This is a genomic window from Nocardioides jejuensis (genome assembly GCF_004337475.1).
In the GTDB taxonomy this organism is placed as follows: domain Bacteria; phylum Actinomycetota; class Actinomycetes; order Propionibacteriales; family Nocardioidaceae; genus Nocardioides; species Nocardioides jejuensis.
Window position 1 is genome coordinate 1 of the sequence record NZ_SJZJ01000028.1, and the last position, 20,948, is coordinate 20,948.

Below are 20,948 nucleotides of genomic sequence, written 5' to 3' on the forward strand. Positions count from 1 at the left end.
AGGCCGCCGCTCCTGCGCCGACTGCTGACCCGGCCACCCACGGCTGGGATGCCGTGCGTCCCGGTTCGGGCGGTTCGCCGTCCGGTGCCGCGGCCGCGCCTGCCCCTGAGCCTGCGCCCCAGGCGCAGGCAGAGCCCGTCGCAGCGTCCGCGCCGCCTGCCCCCGCGCAGCCAGCGCCGCCCGCGCCGGCCGCGCCCGCAGCCCCGGCTTCTGCCGCACCTGCTGCCGCGCCTGCGCCGTCCGGCTCCCGCTTCGGTCTGCCCGACGTGCGCGGCCTGTGGCCGACGATGATCAACGAGATCAAGGGCATGCGCCGCCTGACCTGGATGCTGCTCACCAACAACGCGCAGGTGGTCGGCGTCGACGACACCACCCTGACCCTCGGGTTCGACAGCGCGGGCGCGCGCGACAGCTTCACGCGCGGTGACCACGCGGACCTGGTCAGCAAGGCCGGCGTCAAGGTCGTGGGCCACGCCTGGCGCGTCGAGGCGATCGTGTCGCAGGGCGGCCCGACCGCCCCGGCGAGCGCGGCACCGGTGCAGAGCGTCCCCGAGCCGCCCAGCGACGAGCCCGACGACGAGGACGGCGAGGACCGCCGTGCGCTCGGTGCGGAGCAGGCCGCGGGGTCCGTTGCCGCCGGCGAGCGTCCGACCGCCCACGTCGCCCGCGAGGCGCTGCGTCAGGCGTCGTCCGACCCGGGCGCCCCGGTGGACCGCCCCGATCCGTTCGCGGCCGATGCCGAGGCGCACCCCGACGATCCGGACGTCGAGTCCGTCGGGCTCAGCGGCGCCGAGCTGCTCCAGCGCGAGCTGGGCGCCACCATCATCGACGAGATCCGCCACGACGGGTAGGAGCAGAGGACACATGGCTGACGAGATTCAGGGGAACCCGTTCGGGGCCGAGGGCGGCTTCGACATGGCAGCGCTGCTCCAGCAGGCGCAGCAGATGAAGGACGACCTCGCGATCGCGCAGGAGGCACTGGCCAACGCGCAGTTCGAGGGCACGGTCGCGGGCGGAGCGGTCACCGCGACCGTCAACGGCCACGGTGACCTGCTCGGCGTCCAGATCAAGGCCGGCGAGGTCGACGGCTCCAACCCCGACGAGCTGGCCGATCTCGGCGACATGATCGTCGCGGCGTACCGCGATGCGAAGGCGAAGGCCGACGCCACCTCCGAGGAGTCCATCGGCATGATCACCGGCGGACTCTCACGCGGCATGGGCTTCTGAGTTGTACGAAGGCATCGTCCAGGACCTGATCGACGAGCTCGGGCGCCTGCCCGGCGTGGGTCCCAAGAGCGCGCAACGCATCGCGTTCCACCTCCTGCAGGCCGAGCCCGAGGACGTACGCCGGCTGGCCGAGGTCCTGATCCAGGTCAAGCAGCGCGTGAAGTTCTGCACCGTCTGCTTCAACGTCTCCGAAGAGGAGCAGTGCCGGATCTGCCGCGACCCGCGGCGCGACCCGAGCGTCATCTGCGTCGTCGAGGAGTACAAGGACGTCGCCGCCATCGAGCGGACACGTGAGTTCAAGGGTCGCTATCACGTGCTCGGCGGCGCGATCAGCCCGATCGACGGCATCGGGCCGGACCAGCTCCGGATCCGCGAGCTGATCATGCGGCTGGCCGACGGCACGGTCCAGGAGGTCATCCTGGCGACCGATCCCAACCTCGAGGGCGAGGCCACCGCGACGTTCCTCACCCGCAACTTGAAGCCGCTGGGGTTGCGCGTGACCCGACTTGCCAGTGGACTACCGGTGGGAGGCGACCTCGAGTACGCCGACGAAGTGACCCTGGGACGTGCATTCGCTGGACGGAGGTCCGCAGATGGCTGATTCGAACGACGCACAGCACCTCGCGCCGCTGGAGGGTGAGCACGGCGAGTTCGCCGCGCAGATCGCCGACCAGGTCGAGAGCTTCCTGATCGCGGTCAACGCGATCGCCCGCGAGGAGTCGGCCGGTGTGGCGGTGCCGCTGCTCCTCCTGGAGGTCTCGCAGATCCTGCTCGCCGGAGCCCGCCTCGGCGTTCAGCAGGACTTCGCCCCGGTGCAGGAGTTCCAGCCCGACGTCGGTCCCGAGCCCGAGGGCATCGACGACCTGCGCATCTCGCTGGCCAAGCTGCTCGACAACCTCGACACCTACAGCTTCGTCTTCGACCCGTACCTCCCGGACGTCGTGGAGAGCCAGCTCTCCGATGACATGGTGAGCATCGCGGCCGACCTCGACAACGGCCTGCGGCACTACCGCAGCGGCAACGTCGCGGAGGCGCTGTGGTGGTGGCAGTTCTCCTACGTCTCCAACTGGGGCAACCTCGCCGGTGCTGCGCTCAACGCGCTGCTCGCCGTGGTCACGCACGACCGTCTCGACGCGGAGTTCACGGGTGAGGACGAGGAGATCGCGGCGGCCGAGCAGCTGCTCGCCGACTGAGCCCGGCCAAACTGTCAGGCTGACAGTTTCGCGCTGCGTGACAGTTCCGAACTGTCAGTCGGTGCCAAAGTGTCAGGCTGACAGTTTGGCGCCGGGCCCCGCCGTACGTGACTGAGATATCAGGCGGGGCTGCGGTGTGCCGCCGGTAGACTCACGGCCCGTGGGCCGCGCCGTCGCGCGCCCGGGATTCGTCCAGCAGTGGAGTGAGGGAACAACCGTGGGCATTGTCGTGCAGAAGTACGGCGGCTCCTCCGTGGCCGATGCGGCCGGCGTCAAGCGCGTCGCGCAGCGCATCATCGCGACCAAGAAGGCCGGTCATGACGTCGTCGTGGTCGTCTCCGCGATGGGTGACACGACCGACGAGCTGATCGACCTCGCCAACGAGGTCACGCCGCTCCCGCCCGCCCGGGAGCTCGACATGCTGCTCACCGCCGGCGAGCGGATCTCGATGGCCGTCCTGGCGATGGCGATCCAGAGCATCGGCTTCGACGCGCGTTCGTTCACCGGCTCGCAGGCCGGCGTCATCACCGACGCCGAGCACGGCCGGGCGAAGATCATCGACGTCACCCCGGGCCGGATCCAGGCGGCACTCAGCGAGGGCGCGATCGCGATCGTCGCTGGCTTCCAGGGCGTCTCGCAGACCACCAAGGACATCACCACGCTGGGCCGCGGCGGCTCCGACACGACCGCTGTCGCGCTCGCGGTCGCGCTGAAGGCCGACGTCTGCGAGATCTACTCCGACGTCGACGGCATCTTCACCGCCGACCCGCGCATCGAGCCCCGGGCCCGCAAGGTCCCGCGGATCTCCTACGAGGAGACGCTCGAGATGGCCGCGCAGGGCGCCAAGATCCTGCACCTGCGCTGCGTCGAGTACGCGCGCCGCTATGACATGCCGATCCACGTGCGCTCGTCCTTCTCGGACAAGGAAGGCACCTGGGTCGTGAAGGCTGAAGACGTCACCGAGGGAGAGACCATGGAAGCCGCCATCATCACCGGCGTTGCGCACGACCGCAGCCAGGCCAAGATCACGGTCGTCGGTGTGCCCGACAAGGTCGGCGAGGCCGCCGCGATCTTCCGCGCCGTTGCCGAGGCGCAGACGAACATCGACATGATCGTCCAGAACGTCTCCGCTGCCGCCACCGGCCGCACCGACATCTCCTTCACGCTTCCGCGTGCCGAGGGCCAGGCCGCCATGGCCGCGCTGTCGAAGCTCCAGGGCGAGGTCGGCTACGAGCGCCTGCAGTACGACGACTCGGTCGGCAAGGTCTCCGTCGTCGGCGCCGGCATGAGTACGGCGCCTGGCATCACCGCCACGTTCTTCGCCGCCCTCGCGGACGCGGGCGTCAACATCGAGATGATCTCCACCTCGGAGATCCGCGTCTCGGTCGTCGTCGCCGAGTCCCAGGTCGAGGCGGCCGTCAACGCCGCCCACGCGGCGTATAACCTCGGCTCGGACGAGATCGAGGCCGTCGTCTACGGAGGTACCGGCCGATGAGCCCCCGTCCCGTCAACATCGGTGTCGTCGGCGCGACCGGCCAGGTCGGCGTCGCGATGCGCCAGATCCTGCTCGAGCGGAACTTCCCGGTCGACAACGTGCGCTTCTTCGCCTCGGCCCGCTCGGCCGGCAAGGTGATCCCGTTCGGTGACCGCGAGGTCGTCGTCGAGGACCTCGAGACCGCCGACCCGACCGGTCTCGACATCGCGCTCTTCTCGGCCGGTGGCGCGACGTCCAAGGCGCACGCCCAGCGCTTCGTCGACGCCGGCGTGATCGTCGTTGACAACTCCTCGGCGTTCCGCAAGATCGACGAGATCCCGCTGGTCGTCGCCGAGGTCAACCCCGACGCCATGGCGTCGGTGATCGAGGCCCGCCGCGGCATCATCGCCAACCCCAACTGCACCACGATGGCCGCGATGCCGATCCTCAAGCCGCTCCACGACGAGGCCGGTCTCGAGCGCCTCATCGTGTCGTCGTACCAGGCTGTCTCGGGCTCCGGCGTCGCCGGCGTTTCCGAGCTCGCCAACGCTGTGGCTGCTGCTGGCGACAAGGCCACCGAGCTGGCGTACGACGGCTCGGCCGTCGACTTCGGCGAGCCCGGCGTCTACAAGAAGAACATCGCCTTCAACGTCATCCCGTTCGCGGGTGGCCTCGTCGAGGACGGCCTCAACGAGACCGACGAGGAGCAGAAGCTCCGCAACGAGTCGCGCAAGATCCTGGGCATCCCGGAGCTCCGCGTCTCGGGTCTCTGCGTCCGCGTCCCGGTCTTCACGGGTCACTCGCTCGCGGTCAACGCCGAGTTCGCGAACGCCATGACCCCGGCCCGCGCGGCCGAGCTGCTGGCCGACGCCCCGGGCGTCGCGCTCGTCGACATCCCGAACCCGCTCGAGGCGGCCGGCAAGGACCCGTCGTACGTCGGTCGCCTGCGCCAGGACCCGGGCGTCGACGGCGACCGTGGTCTCGCGCTGTTCATCTCCAACGACAACCTGCGCAAGGGCGCCGCGCTCAACACGGTGCAGCTCGCGGAGATCATCGCCGCGCAGATCTGACGCCGAGACGGGCCTCGTGCCGCAACGAGACGGGCCTTGTGCCGTGGACACCCACGGCACAAGGCCCGTCTCGGCGTATCGAGCGGTTTACGGGATGCGGCCCCACTCGTCGGAGGACTGACGCGTCACCCACTGGGAGAGGACGTAGCAGCCCGCGGCGAGCGGCGGGATGACCAGCACCATCCACCAGTTGAAGATCCACGGCGTGAGCACGAGCAGCGTCAGCATGGAGAGCAGGCCGACCGCGAGAAGGCTGGTGCTCGGCGGCTGCGGCACCTGCAGCAGGCGCAGCAGGCCGATGCCCGCGAAGACCAGTGCGACCAGGATCGCCACGAGCACGAGGAAGCCGGGGCCGCCGCAGGAGCTGGTGCCGCGGATCGACTTGCAGCCCTGGAGACTCAGCCAGGTGCCGACGCAGGCGAGCAGGCCGACGAGCGCCCCGCTGAGTGCCGACGCCTTGACCGGGTCGAGCTGGGGGATCGGGATGCGCGGCGCGCGGTCCTTCGGGGGCTTCGGCACCGCGGGTGGCTTGGGCGCCTTCTCCCGGGGTGCCTTCGGCTCCTTCGGCGGTCGCCCGCCGACGCGCTCCTCGACGTACATCGGGCGCTCCTCGGCCTGCGGCTCCGGCGTTGCGGCCGTCGGGGCGACGTACGCCGGTGCCGGCGGTGCCACGGGTGCGGCCGGGGCAACAGGCGCCGCGGGTGCAACGGGCACGGCGGGGGCCGCGGGAGCCGCGGGTGCGGGATCGGTGGCCGCGGGCAGCACCGTCGTGGCCTCCACGTCCGGCTGGGGAGCCGGCGGAGCGACCGGCGTCGGGGCGGGCGCGATCGGGGCTGCCTCGATCGGGGCTGCCTCGGCCGGGGCGACCGCGATCGGGGCGACGGGCGCGGCCTCTGCAGGCGCGGCGGATCGCTGGCCGAAGGTGAACGGTGCCGCGGGTGCGGGTGCCGGCGCGACCGGGGCCTCGGGGACATCGGCGGGAGCGGGCGCCGCGGGAACGCTGGCTTCCGGCGCCGGTGCGGGCGGCGCAACGGGGGCCGCCGGCGCAACCGGCGCGGCGGGCGGCGGTGCGAAGCGCGAACCGGTCTCCGCCGCCGCAGGAGCGGGGGCAACAGGCGCGGGCGGCGCTACCGGGGTCTCGGCCGCAGGCGGCGCGACTGGCGGAGCAGCAGGCGCCACGACCGGCGGTACGACGGCCGCAGGGGCCGCCGGAGCAGGATCAGGCACGGCGGCGGTCGGCGCGGTCGGCTCAGCCGCCTCCGTCACGTTTTCAGCCGGAGCCGCATCGCGGTCCTTGCGCTTGCGGCGCAGTCCGAACGAGGGGAGCTCGAGGTTCACCTCGAGCGGCTTGCCCCCGTCATCTCCCATGTCAGGCTTCTCTCCCATGGCCGCGAGTCTGCCAGATCACACCATTCCGGCAGGATGTTCCGCATGACAACGCCGTTCCGCTGCTCCGTTGCGGCGCTCGACCTGCCGATGGCGGGCACGGCAGCCACCGACACCGGCTTCCTGCTCATCGAGCACCCGGGCCCGTGGGGCAACAAGGCGCTTGCCGAGAGCCGGCTGGTCCCCGAGGCGGCGCGTGACGCGCTGGCCCTAGCAGCAGCCGCACGGGGGATCAGGGTGCAGCTCATCCGTCGCCCCGGCGAGCGGGCTCCGGCGGGCACGACGTTCCGGGTCTTCCTGGCCCATCCGGCAGCCGGTCGCCTCGATGTCCAGGACCTCAACGACCGTGCGGCTCTCGCGGACCTGGACCTCGACCTGGCCACCCGAGGACCCGGCTGGCAGCCGTACGCCGGGTCGCTGCTGCTGATCTGCACCAACGGCCGTCGCGACATCTGCTGTGCGGAGTTCGGCCGTCCGGTGGCGCAGGCGGCAGCGGCGGCGCTGCCCGAGGAGACGTGGGAGACCACCCACCTCGGCGGGCACCGCTTCGCCGTTGCTGCGCTGACCCTGCCCGACGGCATGTCCTACGGACGTGTCGATGCCGACGCTGCGCGCGTGATCGGCGAGGCGGCCGGTGCCGGTGCCGTCGTCCCGGCGTACCTCCGCGGGCGGTCGTCGTATCCGCCGCAGGTGCAGGCGGCCGAGATCGCGCTCTACGCCGCGCTGGGCGTGACGGCGGTCGACGCCTTCACGCTGGTCGACGACACCACCGCGGACGGCGCCGGTGTCGTGACGTTCCGGCTCGGCGAGGTCGAGCACGAGGTCGCCGTGACGGCGTACGAGCAGGCTCCGGCGCGCCAGAGCTGCGCGGATCTTGCCGAGAAGCCCTCGACGACCTGGCGCGTCGAGTCGGTCAGAGCTCGGGCCGGTAGCGACTCAGGATCTCGGTGAACTTCTTCGCCGGCACCATCGTCCCGTCGAGGGCGAACGTCGTGCCGTCCGGGTTGCGCAGGATCACGCGCCACGTGCCCCGCCCCGGCTTGCCGCGCACGTGGTCGACGGGGGAGTAGACACTCGCCAGGTCCCAGACGTAGCGGCGGCTGCCCTGCCGGACCTCGAGGTGCGGCCCCAGCAGCGAGACGTACGTCGGGACGGTCACGACCCGCAGGAACCAGAGCCCCGCGCTGAGTGCGCCGAGGATCAGGGCGATGCCTCCGAGGGTCGCGTCGCGCGTCGTCCAGGCGGCCCATCCGGTGAGGGCAGCAGCCGGCAGGGACACCAGCAGCGCCGCGCCGGCGAGGCGCTTGGCCGTGCGGCGCGGACGGGTCTCGATCCGCTCGAGCGGCGCAGTGCCGGTCCCGGTAGCGGCGTCGGCCGCTGCCGCGCGGGACGTCACGACAGGGCTATGCGTCGTCGCGGCGCTCGGCAGCGCCGTGCTCGGCGTTGCTTCCGGCGCGACGGCCGGTCCTCCGTGCAGTGCCGCGAGCACGTCCATCCCTGCCCGGGCATGGTTCACCTGGTTGTCCATCGGGCCTCCCCTCCCTGCTGACACTGTACGTCCGATCCGTGGCGGCCGGGGGTGCTGTGCGACGATGGCCCGGCATCTGACCCGAGATCTGGAGCAGCAGCGTGGATGAAGAGAACGACAGCCCGGTCGTCAACGGCCTGGTGGCGCTGATCGCGGTCGCCCTCGTCATCGGACTGCTCGCCGCGATCATCGCGATGCTCGGCACCCGTCTGGTGGGGCTGACCGGAGGCAGCGGAGCTTCGACCGACGGCGTGGCCGTCGGTGACTCGCTCGCCCTCCCGCCCCTCGAGCCCACCGAGCTCGACTCCGGCCTGCTCATCACTCTGGCGCCGACGCAGACCCCCACGGCATCCGCGTCGTCGAGCGCCCCACTGGGCATCGGTGAGTCCGCCACGCCGTCCGGCGGCGCGAGCGAGAGCCCGAGCGAGACGCCCGACTCCGACCCCGCGATCCTGCTGCAGGCCAGCGACAACACGGTCAAGACCGGTGACGACCTGATGCTCAGCGGCACGTACAAGGGAGGCGAGGGCGCCGTCCTCGGCATCTGGTACGACTTCGGCCAGGGCTGGCAGGCGTTCAACCTGAACGCCAACGTCTACGGCGGCGTCTTCCAGGCGTTCGTGTCGACGTACAAGACCGGCACCGTCGAGTGGCAGGTCCGCGACCCGGAGACGGACAAGAAGTCCAACGTCGTCACCGTCCACTACGAGGACTGACCGACGCCCCATCGCGACGCGAGCGCCCCGCCGGACCAGGTCCGGCGGGGCGCTCTGCGCATGACCGAAAAAAGTCGAGGCGACCGGGAATCACCCCGATCGACCTTGCGTTGAGCCACACAAGCAAAGTTGAGTTGCAAACACTCAACTTGTTTGCCAGACTGGCGCTACGGCGGCAGGATGGCCGCAACCCACAACTTTCCCGGACCACACGGCTCCGGGTCCGCAACCACGGAGGGATCCAACATGGCCCGCGCAGTCGGCATTGACCTCGGCACGACGAACTCCGTCGTCGCCGTCCTCGAGGGTGGCGAGCCCACCGTCATCGCGAACGCCGAGGGCGCTCGCACCACCCCGTCCATCGTGGCGTTCGCCAAGTCCGGCGAGGTCCTCGTCGGCGAGGTCGCCAAGCGTCAGGCGGTCACCAACGTCGACCGCACGATCCGCTCGGTGAAGCGCCACATGGGCGAGAGCTGGTCCGTCGAGATCGACGACAAGACCTTCAACCCGCAGCAGATCAGCGCCTTCATCCTGCAGAAGCTGAAGCGCGACGCCGAGGCGTACCTGGGCGAGCCGGTGACCGACGCGGTCATCACCGTCCCGGCGTACTTCTCCGACGCGCAGCGCCAGGCGACCAAGGAGGCCGGCGAGATCGCGGGCCTCAACGTCGCGCGCATCGTCAACGAGCCGACCGCCGCTGCGCTGGCGTACGGCCTGGACAAGGGCGACGACCAGACCATCCTCGTCTTCGACCTCGGTGGCGGCACGTTCGACGTGTCCCTGCTCGAGATCGGTGAGGGCGTCGTCGAGGTCAAGGCGACCTCGGGTGACAACCACCTCGGTGGCGACGACTGGGACAACCGCGTCGTCGAGTGGATGGTCGACAAGTTCAAGGCCGCCCACGGTGTCGACCTCGGCGCCGACAAGATGGCCAAGCAGCGCCTGCAGGAGGCCGCGGAGAAGGCGAAGATCGAGCTCTCCTCCTCGTCCGAGTCGCAGATCCACCTGCCGTACATCACGGTCGGTGCCGAGGGCCCGCTCCACTTCGAGGAGAAGCTCACCCGCGCCGAGTTCCAGAAGATCACCGCCGACCTGCTCGAGCGCACCAAGGTGCCGTTCCAGAACGTCCTCAAGGACGCTGGCGTTCCGGTCGCCGAGATCGACCACGTCGTCCTCGTCGGCGGCTCGACCCGCATGCCCGCCGTCAGCGACGTCGTCCGCGACCTGCTCGGTGGCAAGGAGCCCAACAAGGGCGTCAACCCGGACGAGGTCGTCGCTGTCGGCGCCGCGCTCCAGGCCGGTGTCCTCAAGGGCGAGGTCAAGGACGTCCTGCTCCTCGACGTCACCCCGCTGTCGCTCGGCATCGAGACCAAGGGCGGCGTCATGACCACCCTCATCGAGCGCAACACCACGATCCCGACCAAGCGCTCCGAGATCTTCACGACCGCTGACGACAACCAGCCGTCGGTCGAGATCAAGGTCGCCCAGGGCGAGCGCCAGATGTGGTCGCAGAACCAGCAGCTCGGCAACTTCGAGCTGACCGGCCTCCCGCCGGCTCCGCGCGGCGTGCCGAAGATCGAGGTCACCTTCGACATCGACGCCAACGGCATCGTCCACGTCTCCGCCAAGGACCACGCGTCCGGCCGCGAGCAGTCGATGACGATCTCCGGTGGCTCGGCGCTCAGCAAGGACGAGATCGACCGCATGGTCAAGGAGGCGGAGCAGTTCGCCGAGGAGGACGCCAAGCGTCGCGAGGCCGTCGAGGTCCGCAACCAGGCCGACACCCTCGTCTACTCCACGGAGAAGTTCCTCTCCGAGAACGGCGAGAAGGTCCCGGACGAGGTCAAGACCGAGGTCCAGGCCGACGTCGACGCCCTCAAGGCGATCCTCGCCAACGAGGCCGCCACGTCGGAGGAGCTCACCGCCGGCGTGACCAAGCTCGGTGAGTCCTCGCAGAAGATGGGCGCCGCGATGTACGCCGCCGCGGAGGCCGACCAGGCCGCTGCCGGTGGTGCCAGCGAGGCGACCGGCGACGCCGACGACGACGTCGTCGAGGCCGAGATCGTCGACGAGGACGAGTCCAAGTGACCGATCAGCCGATCAACCCCGAGGGGGAGCCGCAGGAGACGGCGGCTCCCTCCCCGGGGGGTGATGCGGTCGCGGCCGACGCAGGTGCGGCTGCGCCGCACAGCTTCGGCGACGAGGCGGCGGAGATGGCCAACGAGACCGAGGTCGAGACCCCGGTCGAGCGGGCCGCCGCTGACGAGCTCGTCGTCGCGAAGATGGCGCTGGAGGAGCGGACGCTCGACCTGCAGCGCCTCCAGGCGGAGTACGTCAACTACAAGAAGCGCGTCGACCGTGACCGTGAGGTAGTGGCCGAGAACGCCCGGTTCAAGGTGCTCAGCCCGATCATCGACGTGCTCGACACGATTGACCGGGCGCGCGAGCACGGTGAGCTCGAGGGTGGCTTCAAGGCCGTCGCCGACCAGCTCGACCGGGTCGTGACGAACCTCGGCCTGACCCGCTTCGGCGAGCCGGGCGACGCGTTCGACCCGCAGTTCCACGAGGCGCTCACGCACCTCGGCACGGATGCGGCGGTGTCGGTGACGACGTGCCAGCACGTTGCCAAGACCGGCTACAAGATCGGTGACCGCGTCGTTCGCGCGGCACAGGTCCTCGTGGTCGACCCGGTGGAGTAAGAACATCTCGACACGCTCGATGAACCGCAAGGGAAGGGAGGTGCGCGCATGAGCGCAAAGGCAGATTGGGCGTCCAAGGACTTCTACGCCCAGCTGGGCGTGAAGAAGGACGCCACGCAGGACGAGATCAAGAAGGCCTACCGCAAGCTGGCGCGCGCCAACCACCCCGACTCCAACCCGGGCGACACGGCCAAGCACGAGAAGTTCAAGGCCGTGGCAGAGGCCTACGACGTCGTCGGCGACGCCGAGAAGCGCAAGGAGTACGACGAGTTCCGCTCCATGCCGGCGGGCTTCTCCGGCGGCGGTTACCCGGGCGGCTTCAGCTCGGGCGGCTTCGACCTGAACGACCTGCTGCGCGATCGCGCCGCGGGCGGCGGGGGCGGTGGCTTCGGCGACATGTTCGGCGACCTCTTCGGTGGTGGCGGGCGGTCCCGTCAGCAGCCACGGCCGCGCAAGGGCGCCGACGCCGAGACCACGGCGACGATCTCGTTCACCGACGCGATCGAGGGCGTGACGATCTCGCTGCGCCTGGCGAGCGACGGTGCGTGCACCACGTGCCACGGCACCGGCGGCAAGCCCGGCACCCGGCCCCACGTCTGCCCGACCTGTGAGGGCACGGGCTATGTCGCGGTCAGCGCGGGCGGCGGTTTCTCCATGAACGAGACCTGCCCGACCTGCCACGGCAGCCGCATGGCGTACGACGAGGCCTGCCCCGTCTGCCACGGCACCGGACGAGGCACCTCCGCGCGGACCATCCAGGCCCGCATCCCGGCAGGGGTCAAGGACGGGCAGCGGATCAAGCTGCGCGGCAAGGGCTCTCCGGGCGACAACGGCGGACCTGCGGGTGACCTCTTCGTCACCGTCAAGGTCCGTCCGCACGCGGTGTTCGGCCGCAAGGACGACAACCTGACGCTCGAGGTCCCGGTGGGCTTCGACGAGGCCGCCTTGGGTGCCGAGATCAAGGTCCCGACGCTCGGGGGCGCTCCGGTCACGCTGCGGCTGCCCGCGGGCACGCCCAATGGACGCACCTTCCGTGTCCGGGGCAAGGGTGTGAAGAAGGCCGACGGCACGCAGGGCGACCTGCTGGTCACGGTCGAGGTCCACGTGCCGGCAGTGCTCGACGCCGCGGCGCGTGAGGCGATCGAGGCCTATCGCTCGGCGACGAGCGACAAGCCGTTGCGCACCAAGCTCTTCGAGGACGCGTGATGGCGGCCGCGCACGGGCGAGGTCCCCAGGGTCCGGCCCCGGACGCGGCCGTCTACGTCATCAGCGTCGCGGCCGAGCTGACCGGGCTGCATCCGCAGACGCTCCGCACCTGGGAGCGCCTCGGCCTGATCACTCCGGGTCGCACGGGCGGTGGTGGGCGTCGTTACTCGGGCCACGACATCGACCTGCTGCGCCAGATCTCCGACCTCACCGCCTCCGGCATCGGTCTGGAGGGCGTGCGTCGAATCCTTGACCTCGAGCATCGTGCCGCTGCGCTCGTGCAGCGCAACGCCGAGCTCCAGGCCGAGCTGGAGCAGACCCGCGAGGCGCTGCGGCAGGTGCTCAACCGTGCCGCAGCCACGCCGGCGGCTCCCGCACCGCCGACGCCAGGTCGGCTGCCGGTGTTGCGGCCCGACACCTCGGCGTCCGTCGTCGTGTGGCGCCGCGACCGCGGCTGAGGAGTCCTACGGCTTCGCGCCCGCGGTCGCGATGTGCTGCGGAATGACGCAACCCTCGGCCGTGTCGGGGCAGGCGGTGACGCTGCGCACCCAGTGGTCGACCACGTCGGTCAGGTCCTTCCCGCTGGCCGGCGGGGCGTAGGAGACGACGTCGAAGCCGGCCCACCACGTCGTGTGGTGCTTCTCCTGACGGGCGTCCGTGAAGACCTTCGGGTGCGAGCGGATCCAGTGGTCGGAGTCGACCGGCGTCTGGAACCAGACCAGGTAGATCGCCCCGTGCGCGGCGACGGCGGCCGGGTCGTCGGCGTTCGTGAGCACGCCCATCACGCGGTAGTCGCGCGGATCCGGAATCGTGACGGCCTTCGCGAGCTGGCGCTGGAAGGCGACGCCGCGCAGCCACGAGCCGTCGCCCCGGCCGGGCCGCCAGTCCTGGCGCACGGTGAGCCCGAGGTCCTCGCCGGCCTGCTGTTCGAGCCGTCGCGCCCACTCGTCGGGGACGGTGCTCGGCGGCAGCTGGCGGTGCACGATCGTCACCCCGGCGTACGGGTCGTCGCCGGCGTCGAGGCCGACCTTGAGGTGCTGGGTCACCCAGCCGTAGGCGAACGGGGCGGCCACCGCAACGGCGACGAGGCCGATGACGGCGAGCAGGACCTTCACGCGGGCAGACACGTCGGCCATCCTGACGGATCCGTGCTGGTCACCGTGTCGTCCGATCGGTCAGTTCTTGGCAGCAACGAGCCGCGCCGGGTTCGGCACGGACCCGAAGGCTCCGAGGGGCTGCAGCCGGAAGTTGAGGACCCCGCCGACGTCGGCCTTCTTCACGAATCCGTAGGTCCGGCTGTCGTCGGAGCCGCCCCAGTTGTCGCCGAGCAGCCAGTACGAATCAGCCGGTACGACGACCTCGGTCGCCGCGGTGCCTGCCGTGCCGTCGGCGTTGCAGCACGGGGCGATCCGGTCGCCGACCTGCTCGCTCCAGCGCGGGTTCACCACGACGTACGCCGTCGAGGAGCCGGCCGGCATGACCGTGACGACGGGCTTGCCGTCCTTGAACCGGATCGCGACGGTGTCGCCCGGCAGGCCGATCACGCGCTTCACGACCGGCGTCTTCGCGACCCCGGCACGCGCCTCGACGAGATCGAACCGCTTCAGGTCGCCGCGCTTCCAGAACTGGACCAGCAGCCGGTCGCCCTGGTGGACCGTCGGCTCCATCGAGTGGCCCTTCACGTGCACCGAGAAGGCGAGGGCGGCCACGATCCCCAGCAGGGCAAGGAGAAACGAGACCAGGGCGGCCCAGCCGACGACGTGGGTGGCCGAGCCGCGCTCGTCGCGAAGAGGGCGCTTCATGGGGATGTCGGCTCCTCGAGCAAGACGAAAGTAGGGGTTTCCGTGCGACGCAGGTCACTTGGACGGTGCGCGAACTGTGTCGTACGTTACCCAGAGCAGCCGAGGTCCGGTTCGTCTGGGGAGAGACGAATGAGCGGATCCGGCCGGGTAGGGAGCCCGGTCGACACCAACGGCTCGGGAGGAAATCGCGACCGCGTGTGCGGCTGCTGTCACCTGCCTGCGCGAGCGCGTGGGCGGGCATGTTCCTGGGAGGGAAACATGAAGGAAAAGGGTATGGGTCGCGTGCGGCTCGGCCGCTTCGCTGCTGTCACGGTGCCTGCCACCGTGGTGTCGGTCGGCCTGGGTGTCGCCATGCTCCAGGGCGCGGTCTCCGCGTCGCTGAGCTCGACGAACCCGTTCAAGGTGACCGCCGCCTCCGGCAGTGGTTCCGGCGTGGAGCTCTCGCTCCGTGCGGCCCAGGCCGCGGCGTCGCAGTCGGACAGCACGGCTGCTGACAAGCAGTCCGCGTTCGTCACGCTGACCGACGGCACGGTCAACCAGGTGTGTCTCGCGGCGAACCAGCCGACGGGCCTGCCGATCATTCCGAACATCGGGCTGAAGATCCAGCTTCCGGGTTCGGTCGCGCTGGGCGACTCCGTCGACCTCAACGCGCAGGGTGTCACCACCGACGCCACGCTGAAGAACGTCAGCGTCGGTGTCGCGCAGCAGGAGCTGAACCACCAGTCGACCGTCACCAACGGTGCGAACCTGGGCGGCTTCGGCATCGAGTCCGGCCAGTCGGCCGGCGGTGCCGCGGGCGACACCAGCAACGTCGCGCTGAACAACGTCGACGCGGACGTCTTCCAGGTCAACCTGGCGTCCATCGGCCTGAGCGGCGTCACGCTCACGCCGACCACCGGTACGGCAACCTGCTGATCCGGATCTGACCGCGTCGGCGTCGGGGTTCCGTCAAGCCCCCTTGCGCCCCGGCGCCGGCGTGGTCGCCATCCGTCCCCGGGAGGGGGACACGTCCTTGGGAGGGGACACCATGAACCAGACCCGACCCTCGCGGATCGCGGCGCTCCGGCACGCGACGTACCGCTACCTGAAGACCCGCCCCACGGCGGGCAGCCTGATCCTCGCTGCGGGCGCCTACTTCGTGCTCCGGCCCGTGGTGGACAGCACGTTCCAGTTCCTCGCCTACCTCGGCACGGGCGGTGCCCAGATCTACATCCTCGGTGGCGGCATGCTCGCGGCCGCCCTGGTGGCGTTCTTCGCACCCACGCAGCGGCACTTCCCGGCGCTGATGGCGATGGCGTTCTCGATCGCGTCGCTGCCGCTTGCCAACCTCGGCGGCTGGCTGATCGGCATGGTGCTCGGCATCGCCGGCAGCGGCATGATCTTCGCCTGGACGCCGTACTCCGAGACCCAGCTGGCGAAGATCGAGGAGAAGGGCCAGCGCCGCCTCGACCGCAAGCAGGCCAAGTCGGCGAAGGACCCGGTCGCGGCATGAAGCGCAAGACCATCCGGATGCGCCTCGCTGACGCCGTACGCCGGCGGCGCGAGGCTGCGGCCGCCCGGCTGCGGGGTCTTCGCGACACCTCCGACGCGATGCTCGTGCGCGCCGAGGAAGGCCCGCGCCGCGGCACGCGCAAGCAGTCGGCGGCGCTCGCCCTGACGGCGTTCGCCGGCCTGGCCGGCATGTTCGTGGCGGTGAGCCAGGACGTGCTCGCGGTGAACTTCACGACCGCCAACACGGCGTACAAGGTCTACACGGACAAGGTCTCCGGCCTGAACGCCGCCGGCTACATCAACGTCCAGGACCTCTATGGCGCGACCGACAAGGCCGTGGCGCAGCTCGGTTTCAAGACCGCCACCCTCAACGGCCTGTGCGCGATCGCGAAGCAGAACCTGCCCGTGCTCGGCGACGTCTCGCTGCTGGTGACGGCTGGTGAGCCCGTCGACGGCACGCTCACCAACCCGGCCGGCCAGGCGATCAACGCCCAGCAGCTCTATCTCTCCTCGGACAACCTCTCGGGCACCGGCGACCAGATCGCCAAGCTCACGCTCGGGCAGTCCGCGGACACTCTGATGATGGACACCGTGCCCTTCTCCGGCACGCCCGGTGCCTTCGGCCTGCAGGCCCAGACCCTCAACGTCTCCAACCTCGACGCCGACTCCTACGGCATCGACCTGCAGGGCCAGATCAACCTGCCCAACCTGAAGATCCGGGTCCTCCCGGGCGCCAAGACGAAGGCGGACTGCGGATCATGATCGCGTCGACTGACCAGCTCGGCCCCAATCGTCGGATCCCGGGCACGGAGGCGGTCCGCTGGTTCCGCGCCTACCGGCGGACGCGTCCCTTCTGGGGTGGGCTCTGGCTCGCCATCGGCGGCCTCGTCGTCATGAAGCTCAACAGCTACTCGCTCGGCATGGCGCTGACCGGTGGCTTCAACCGCAGCGCCGGCTACATCCTCGGCGGCGCGATGGTGCTCTTCGCGATCGTGGCCTGGGCCTCCCCGCTCTACGCGCGCCTCGTCGGCTTCCTGGGCGTGCTCGCGGCGATGGCGGCGTTCGTCGGCTCGAACTTCGGCGGCTTCCTCGTCGGCTCGATCCTCGGCATCATCGGCGGCTCGATGATCTTCGGCTGGGGCGAGCTGCGTCCCCGTCGTCGGGGAGCGCGACGCGGCGCTGCCGGACCGGAGGCGTGACCGGTACGACGCGACGGTGGCAGCGTGCGTGGGTCTTCCTCGCGGTGCTGGCTGTCGTCGTGACCCTCGGGCTCTGGCCGGACTCGCCCCGCGAGGCCGCGCACGCGGCGCAGGCGTGCGGCGCGGGCGACGCCAACCGGGCGACGCTGACCACCAAGGGCGGCGTGACGCTGCACCCGTGCCTGTCGAAGGTCACCACGGTCATGAACATCCCGCGGACCCAGACCTCGAGCCTCGGCTGCGGCACGCTCTTCCTCCAGCCGTGCTACCAGACCAAGTGGCAGATCACCGCGGTCAGCAAGACCAGCGGCCAGACCCTCAAGTACGCCGACGGCTCGACCGAGTCGGGTCTCTACCGGCTCACCTTCCAGCAGTTCCAGGTCAGCAGCTCCGCAACGCTGTCGACGACGGGCGGCGCGGGCTACACGACCACCCTCGCGCCGGACTCTGCTGCGAAGCTGGGCAACGCGAGCGGTCAGACGATCTACACCGACCTCTGGGTGACGGCCGACAGCACGATCAACCTGAGCTTCCTCACCTTCAGCTGCAACGACAACGTCCGTCCGGACAACGGGTTGTGGACCCTCGCCGACCTCTTCATCGATGTGAGCGCAGGCGGCTGCGGGATGAACCTCAAGATCCGGTACGCCGTCACCACCTCGTCCGGCGCGAACGGCGAGATCAGCGGTGCCTACTCGGTCAACCTCCCCAACACCCTGCTGACGGTGTCGTGATGCGGGCGCGGGCGGCCGATGCGGCGGCGTACGGGACGAGGTGGCGGCAGACCGCGCCGCTGCTGCTGCTGGCGTTCCTGATGATGGCGGCAGCCCTGACGCTCCTGCGGCAGAACGTCCTGGCGGCCGTGGTGACCTACCAGGGGAGCACCGCGAAGTTCAGCAGCGGGCGGGTGACCGGCCAGGACGTCGGCTTCGGCATGGCCCAGGTCAACGTGGCCGGTGCCGGGACGAAGACGGTGCTCGCGGCGGGCTTCGCGACCGGAACCCTGGACGGGCTGTGCGTGTCCCAGGTGCAGACGCTCCCCGTCATCGGTGACGTCGTGATCAAGCTGACGTCGGGTGACGGCAACAGCTCGACGCGCGAGATCGAGGCGACCAACGTGCAGCTCGACATCACCCAGCTGCGTGGCTCGGGCACCGGCATCAACCTCGACGGCCGGGTGCAGATCGGCATGGCCAGCCAGGACATCACCACCCTGGCCGGCGTCGACAACCCGCTCTCTGCCCCGACGGGGACGGGCTGGTGGGGGATCGACGCGACGGCCGGCGACATCTTCAGTGCCAAGGGCTATCTGTACGACGCCGAGATCGGTGGACCGATGACCCTGCCCGGGCTCCGGATCAGCGTCACCCCGAAGTCTGCCGGCGGCACCGAGTGCTGGAGCACGCCGGGCGACGCGACGCCCCTTCCGCACTGATAACGGCAGGTCACCGTCGGGGAGTGTCTCTTTCCGCCCGATATCCGGATGCGTATCGGTGGGCGGGTGTCAGCCGCTACCCTCAGCCCAGTGACGGAAACCACAGGGCAGTCGACAGCCCTGGACGTCAGGGGCTAGGTGGTAATTGTGTCGCTCGAAGGCTTCTGGGACTGGCTGTCCCAGCGTGACTGGCTGCTGAGCCATCTCAACACTCCGATGGAGTGGTTCGCCTTCGCGTCCATCCCGTTGTTCACGGCGGTGATCGGCTGGCTGATCAACTGGACCGGCCTGATCATGCTCTTCTACCCGGTCAACTTCCACGGGTTCAAGATCCCGGGCATGCAGGAGATCGCGCGCCTGCTCCCGCACAAGCTGCAGGAAGTCCCCGGCATCCTGCAGGGCGGACTCGGCTGGCAGGGCATCGTCCCCGCGCGTGCCGCGAAGATGGGCTCGATCGCCGTCGACAAGGCGATCGCCAAGCTCGGCACGCCCGCGGAGTTCTACCAGCAGCTCGAGCCGGAGAAGATCGCCGAGCACATCGTCACGATGTTCGAGCAGGACATCCCGACGATCGTCGACAACGTCATGCGGGAGAACAACCCGGCGTTCTGGCGCGACCTGCCGGCGGCCGGCAAGCGCGCGATCATCGCCCGCGTGCAGTCGCAGCTGCCGACCGTCGTGGCCTCGATCACGGACGAGATCGGCATCCACATCGACCAGCTGCTCGACCCGAAGATCATGGTCATCGACCACTTCCGGAAGAACCCCGGCCTGGTCATCAAGGTCTTCAAGGACATCGGTCAGCGCGAGCTGAACCTGATGGTCGCGTTCGGCTTCATCTTCGGCTTCGCGCTCGGCGTCCCGGTCGCCTTCATCGACCACTGGTTCCACACGTGGTGGATGCTGCCGGTCCTCGGCGTCGGCGTCGGATGGATCACCAACGCCCTCGGCATGTGGCTGATCTTCGAGCCGACGGAGCCGAAGCGCTACTTCGGCATCAAGTTCCACGGCCTCTTCCTGCGCCGTCAGGACCAGGCCGCCGAGGTCTACGCGACGATCATCGCGGACGACGTCATCACCCTCGAGCGCATCGGCGACTTCCTCATGGACGGCCCCCGCGGCGACCGCACCCGTCAGATGCTCGCCACCGCGATGATGCCGGCCATCGACCGCGCTGCCGGCCCGGTCCGCGGTGCTGCGCGCATCGCGATCGGCGGGCGGGCCTACGACTCGATCAAGGCGGGCTTCGCCGCCGAGGCCGTCGGCCGCACGATCACGCCGTTCAAGGACCCCGAGTTCTCCCGTCAGCAGTCGGGCAAGATCCGCACGCTGATCGCCGCCCGCACCAAGGAGCTCCCCCCGCGGGACTTCGTCGAGATGATGCGCTCGGCCATCAAGGAAGACGAGTGGATGCTCTACGCTCATGGCGCGATCATGGGCGCCGCGGGCGGCCTGATCCACTACGGGATCTTCGTCGGATTGGGTGCCTCGTGAGCAACAACCTTCCTGAGCGGGCGCCGTCCAGCGAGCTGGTCAGCCCGAAGATCGACGCCCTTCCGGGTCTGGTCCGCCTCGCCGCCACGTCCTGGCTCCGCACCGCGGAGTGGAGCGTCGTCGCGGGTGTGCGCACCACGCGCAAGGTGCTCTCCGTCGCGACGAATCCCGCCAGCGCCCTCGACCTCGTCGCCGGTGTTGCCCAGGCCGGCTCGATCTTCGGCGACGTGGCCAAGGCCGTCGGCAGCGGCGTCTCGCTGCCGCAGGCCGTGATCCAGGTCAGCGCGTCCCTCGGCTCCTCCAACGGCTCCGCGCCCGCGCTCGCCCCGGCCGCTGCGTCGGCTCGCCGCGAGCTCGAGATGCAGGCCTCCCTGCGTGAGCAGGGGCAGGCGCTCCTGGCCCGCTCGCGCGACGTGTGGAACAACGAGCAGGGCCACCCGGCGTACGCCCGGATCCTGTCGGAGATGGCGCCCGACGAGGGCCGCATCCTCCTGCTCCTGCTGCGGGGTGGCCCGCAGCCGGCGGTCGACGTCCGCACGGGCGGCGCCATCGGCATGGTGAGCTCACAGCTGGTCGCGCCGGGCCTCAACATGATCGGTCCGCGCGCCGGCACGCGCTACCTCGACCAGGTGCCGTCGTACCTCAACAACCTGTTCCGCCTCGGCCTGATCTGGTTCTCCCGCGAGCAGCTCCGCGACCCGCTCGAGTACCAGGTCGTCGAGGCGCAGCCCGACGTCCTGGCTGCGATGCACTCGGTGCGCTCGCACAAGGTGGTCCGTCGTTCGATCCACCTGACGCCGTTCGGTGAGGACTTCTGCCGCACCTGCCTGCTCGAGCCCAACGAGGACCTCTCGAAGCTCCCCGAGCACCAGGCGCCGCAAGACCTCGACTGACGCCCGCAGGGCATCACCGTCACGCCGAGAGGGCTGGTACGTCGACGTACCTGCCCTCTCGGTGTTCTCGGGACTCTCGGGAAATTCTCAAAGTTGAGTGGAATGCACTCAACTCTTGCTCTGTTGGGAATGATG

23 protein-coding genes and 1 pseudogene are annotated in these 20,948 nt (G+C 70.1%); 20 read left to right on the plus strand and 4 right to left on the minus strand.

The genetic code is table 11. From position 1 onward, the window contains the following. The 6 genes and pseudogenes from EPD65_RS16355 to EPD65_RS14000 all read left to right on the plus strand — a co-directional run. Nucleotides 1-851: pseudogene (locus tag EPD65_RS16355) on the plus strand (DNA polymerase III subunit gamma/tau); the annotation flags it as partial. A gap of 13 nt (nucleotides 852-864) precedes the next feature. Beyond that, nucleotides 865-1,227: a YbaB/EbfC family nucleoid-associated protein gene (locus EPD65_RS13980; protein WP_165873016.1), complete on the plus strand. Its 363-nt coding sequence runs from the start codon at nucleotides 865-867 to the stop codon at nucleotides 1,225-1,227. Nucleotide 1,228: 1 nt separating this feature from the next. Beyond that, entirely contained in the window at nucleotides 1,229-1,828 is a 600-nt protein-coding gene (gene recR / locus EPD65_RS13985; protein ID WP_131585188.1) for a recombination mediator RecR, read from the plus strand. Then, the gene (locus EPD65_RS13990; RefSeq protein ID WP_131585190.1) at nucleotides 1,821-2,420 is read left to right on the plus strand and encodes a DUF5063 domain-containing protein; all 600 of its coding nucleotides are present in this window, start codon (nucleotides 1,821-1,823) and stop codon (nucleotides 2,418-2,420) included. Before recR ends, EPD65_RS13990 begins: the two co-directional genes overlap by 8 nt. Before the next feature lie 217 nt (nucleotides 2,421-2,637). Then, nucleotides 2,638-3,915 (plus strand): aspartate kinase, encoded by a 1,278-nt coding sequence (locus EPD65_RS13995; protein WP_131585192.1) that lies wholly within the window; start codon nucleotides 2,638-2,640, stop codon nucleotides 3,913-3,915. Continuing rightward, entirely contained in the window at nucleotides 3,912-4,964 is a 1,053-nt protein-coding gene (locus EPD65_RS14000) for an aspartate-semialdehyde dehydrogenase (RefSeq protein ID WP_131585194.1), read from the plus strand. Before EPD65_RS13995 ends, EPD65_RS14000 begins: the two co-directional genes overlap by 4 nt. A gap of 87 nt (nucleotides 4,965-5,051) precedes the next feature. Here the strand turns inward: EPD65_RS14000 and EPD65_RS14005 are convergent, their stop codons facing one another. Continuing rightward, nucleotides 5,052-6,350 (minus strand): hypothetical protein, encoded by a 1,299-nt coding sequence (locus EPD65_RS14005; RefSeq protein WP_131585196.1) that lies wholly within the window; start codon nucleotides 6,348-6,350, stop codon nucleotides 5,052-5,054. 45 nt (nucleotides 6,351-6,395) lie between these two features. Here EPD65_RS14005 and EPD65_RS14010 point away from each other — a divergent pair, with 45 nt between their 5' ends. Further along, nucleotides 6,396-7,301, plus strand: a complete 906-nt coding sequence (locus EPD65_RS14010; RefSeq protein WP_165873017.1) for a sucrase ferredoxin — start codon at nucleotides 6,396-6,398, stop codon at nucleotides 7,299-7,301. Here EPD65_RS14010 and EPD65_RS14015 read toward each other — a convergent pair. Further along, nucleotides 7,264-7,878 carry a hypothetical protein gene (locus EPD65_RS14015; protein WP_131585200.1) on the minus strand — a complete coding sequence of 205 codons (615 nt, stop codon included), beginning with the start codon at nucleotides 7,876-7,878 and terminating at the stop codon, nucleotides 7,264-7,266. The two genes, EPD65_RS14010 and EPD65_RS14015, sit on opposite strands and share 38 nt — an antisense overlap. Nucleotides 7,879-7,979: 101 nt before the next feature. On the opposite strand from EPD65_RS14015, the gene EPD65_RS14020 reads away from it, so the two are divergent. The 5 genes from EPD65_RS14020 (at nucleotide 7,980) to EPD65_RS14040 (ending at nucleotide 12,957) form a co-directional block, all read left to right on the plus strand. Further along, entirely contained in the window at nucleotides 7,980-8,594 is a 615-nt protein-coding gene (locus tag EPD65_RS14020; RefSeq protein WP_131585202.1) for a hypothetical protein, read from the plus strand. A gap of 246 nt (nucleotides 8,595-8,840) precedes the next feature. Continuing rightward, nucleotides 8,841-10,682, plus strand: coding sequence for a molecular chaperone DnaK (gene dnaK, locus EPD65_RS14025; protein ID WP_131585204.1), 1,842 nt, complete (start codon nucleotides 8,841-8,843; stop codon nucleotides 10,680-10,682). Continuing rightward, nucleotides 10,679-11,293 carry a nucleotide exchange factor GrpE gene (grpE, locus tag EPD65_RS14030; protein WP_243640605.1) on the plus strand — a complete coding sequence of 205 codons (615 nt, stop codon included), beginning with the start codon at nucleotides 10,679-10,681 and terminating at the stop codon, nucleotides 11,291-11,293. The genes dnaK and grpE overlap by 4 nt, the downstream gene beginning before the upstream one ends. Before the next feature lie 48 nt (nucleotides 11,294-11,341). Continuing rightward, nucleotides 11,342-12,499, plus strand: coding sequence for a molecular chaperone DnaJ (dnaJ, locus tag EPD65_RS14035; RefSeq protein ID WP_131585206.1), 1,158 nt, complete (start codon nucleotides 11,342-11,344; stop codon nucleotides 12,497-12,499). Then, nucleotides 12,499-12,957, plus strand: a complete 459-nt coding sequence (locus EPD65_RS14040) for a heat shock protein transcriptional repressor HspR (protein WP_131585208.1) — start codon at nucleotides 12,499-12,501, stop codon at nucleotides 12,955-12,957. The genes dnaJ and EPD65_RS14040 overlap by 1 nt, the downstream gene beginning before the upstream one ends. 6 nt (nucleotides 12,958-12,963) lie before the next feature. Here the strand turns inward: EPD65_RS14040 and EPD65_RS14045 are convergent, their stop codons facing one another. Beyond that, on the minus strand, nucleotides 12,964-13,626 hold the full coding sequence (locus tag EPD65_RS14045) for a hypothetical protein (RefSeq protein ID WP_131585210.1): 663 nt from the start codon (nucleotides 13,624-13,626) through the stop codon (nucleotides 12,964-12,966). A 48-nt stretch (nucleotides 13,627-13,674) separates the two neighbouring features. Beyond that, complete coding sequence (gene lepB / locus EPD65_RS14050) at nucleotides 13,675-14,301, minus strand: signal peptidase I (RefSeq protein WP_131585212.1); 627 nt, start codon at nucleotides 14,299-14,301, stop codon at nucleotides 13,675-13,677. Between the two features lie 258 nt (nucleotides 14,302-14,559). On the opposite strand from lepB, the gene EPD65_RS14055 reads away from it, so the two are divergent. The 8 genes from EPD65_RS14055 to EPD65_RS14090 all read left to right on the plus strand — a co-directional run bounded on the left by EPD65_RS14055 (nucleotide 14,560) and on the right by EPD65_RS14090 (nucleotide 20,813). Then, nucleotides 14,560-15,216 carry a DUF6230 family protein gene (locus EPD65_RS14055; protein ID WP_131585214.1) on the plus strand — a complete coding sequence of 219 codons (657 nt, stop codon included), beginning with the start codon at nucleotides 14,560-14,562 and terminating at the stop codon, nucleotides 15,214-15,216. Nucleotides 15,217-15,328: 112 nt separating this feature from the next. Beyond that, entirely contained in the window at nucleotides 15,329-15,793 is a 465-nt protein-coding gene (locus tag EPD65_RS14060; RefSeq protein ID WP_131585216.1) for a DUF6114 domain-containing protein, read from the plus strand. Further along, on the plus strand, nucleotides 15,790-16,554 hold the full coding sequence (locus EPD65_RS14065) for a DUF6230 family protein (RefSeq protein ID WP_131585218.1): 765 nt from the start codon (nucleotides 15,790-15,792) through the stop codon (nucleotides 16,552-16,554). The genes EPD65_RS14060 and EPD65_RS14065 overlap by 4 nt, the downstream gene beginning before the upstream one ends. Further along, nucleotides 16,551-16,991: a DUF6114 domain-containing protein gene (locus EPD65_RS14070; protein WP_207891564.1), complete on the plus strand. Its 441-nt coding sequence runs from the start codon at nucleotides 16,551-16,553 to the stop codon at nucleotides 16,989-16,991. The genes EPD65_RS14065 and EPD65_RS14070 overlap by 4 nt, the downstream gene beginning before the upstream one ends. Further along, nucleotides 16,988-17,725, plus strand: a complete 738-nt coding sequence (locus tag EPD65_RS14075) for a hypothetical protein (protein WP_131585219.1) — start codon at nucleotides 16,988-16,990, stop codon at nucleotides 17,723-17,725. The genes EPD65_RS14070 and EPD65_RS14075 overlap by 4 nt, the downstream gene beginning before the upstream one ends. Further along, nucleotides 17,725-18,426 (plus strand): DUF6230 family protein, encoded by a 702-nt coding sequence (locus tag EPD65_RS14080; protein WP_131585221.1) that lies wholly within the window; start codon nucleotides 17,725-17,727, stop codon nucleotides 18,424-18,426. The genes EPD65_RS14075 and EPD65_RS14080 overlap by 1 nt, the downstream gene beginning before the upstream one ends. Before the next feature lie 147 nt (nucleotides 18,427-18,573). Further along, nucleotides 18,574-19,920, plus strand: a complete 1,347-nt coding sequence (locus EPD65_RS14085) for a DUF445 domain-containing protein (RefSeq protein WP_243640606.1) — start codon at nucleotides 18,574-18,576, stop codon at nucleotides 19,918-19,920. Next, nucleotides 19,917-20,813 (plus strand): Abi-alpha family protein, encoded by an 897-nt coding sequence (locus tag EPD65_RS14090; protein WP_131585224.1) that lies wholly within the window; start codon nucleotides 19,917-19,919, stop codon nucleotides 20,811-20,813. Before EPD65_RS14085 ends, EPD65_RS14090 begins: the two co-directional genes overlap by 4 nt. Nucleotides 20,814-20,948: the final 135 nt, after the last annotated feature.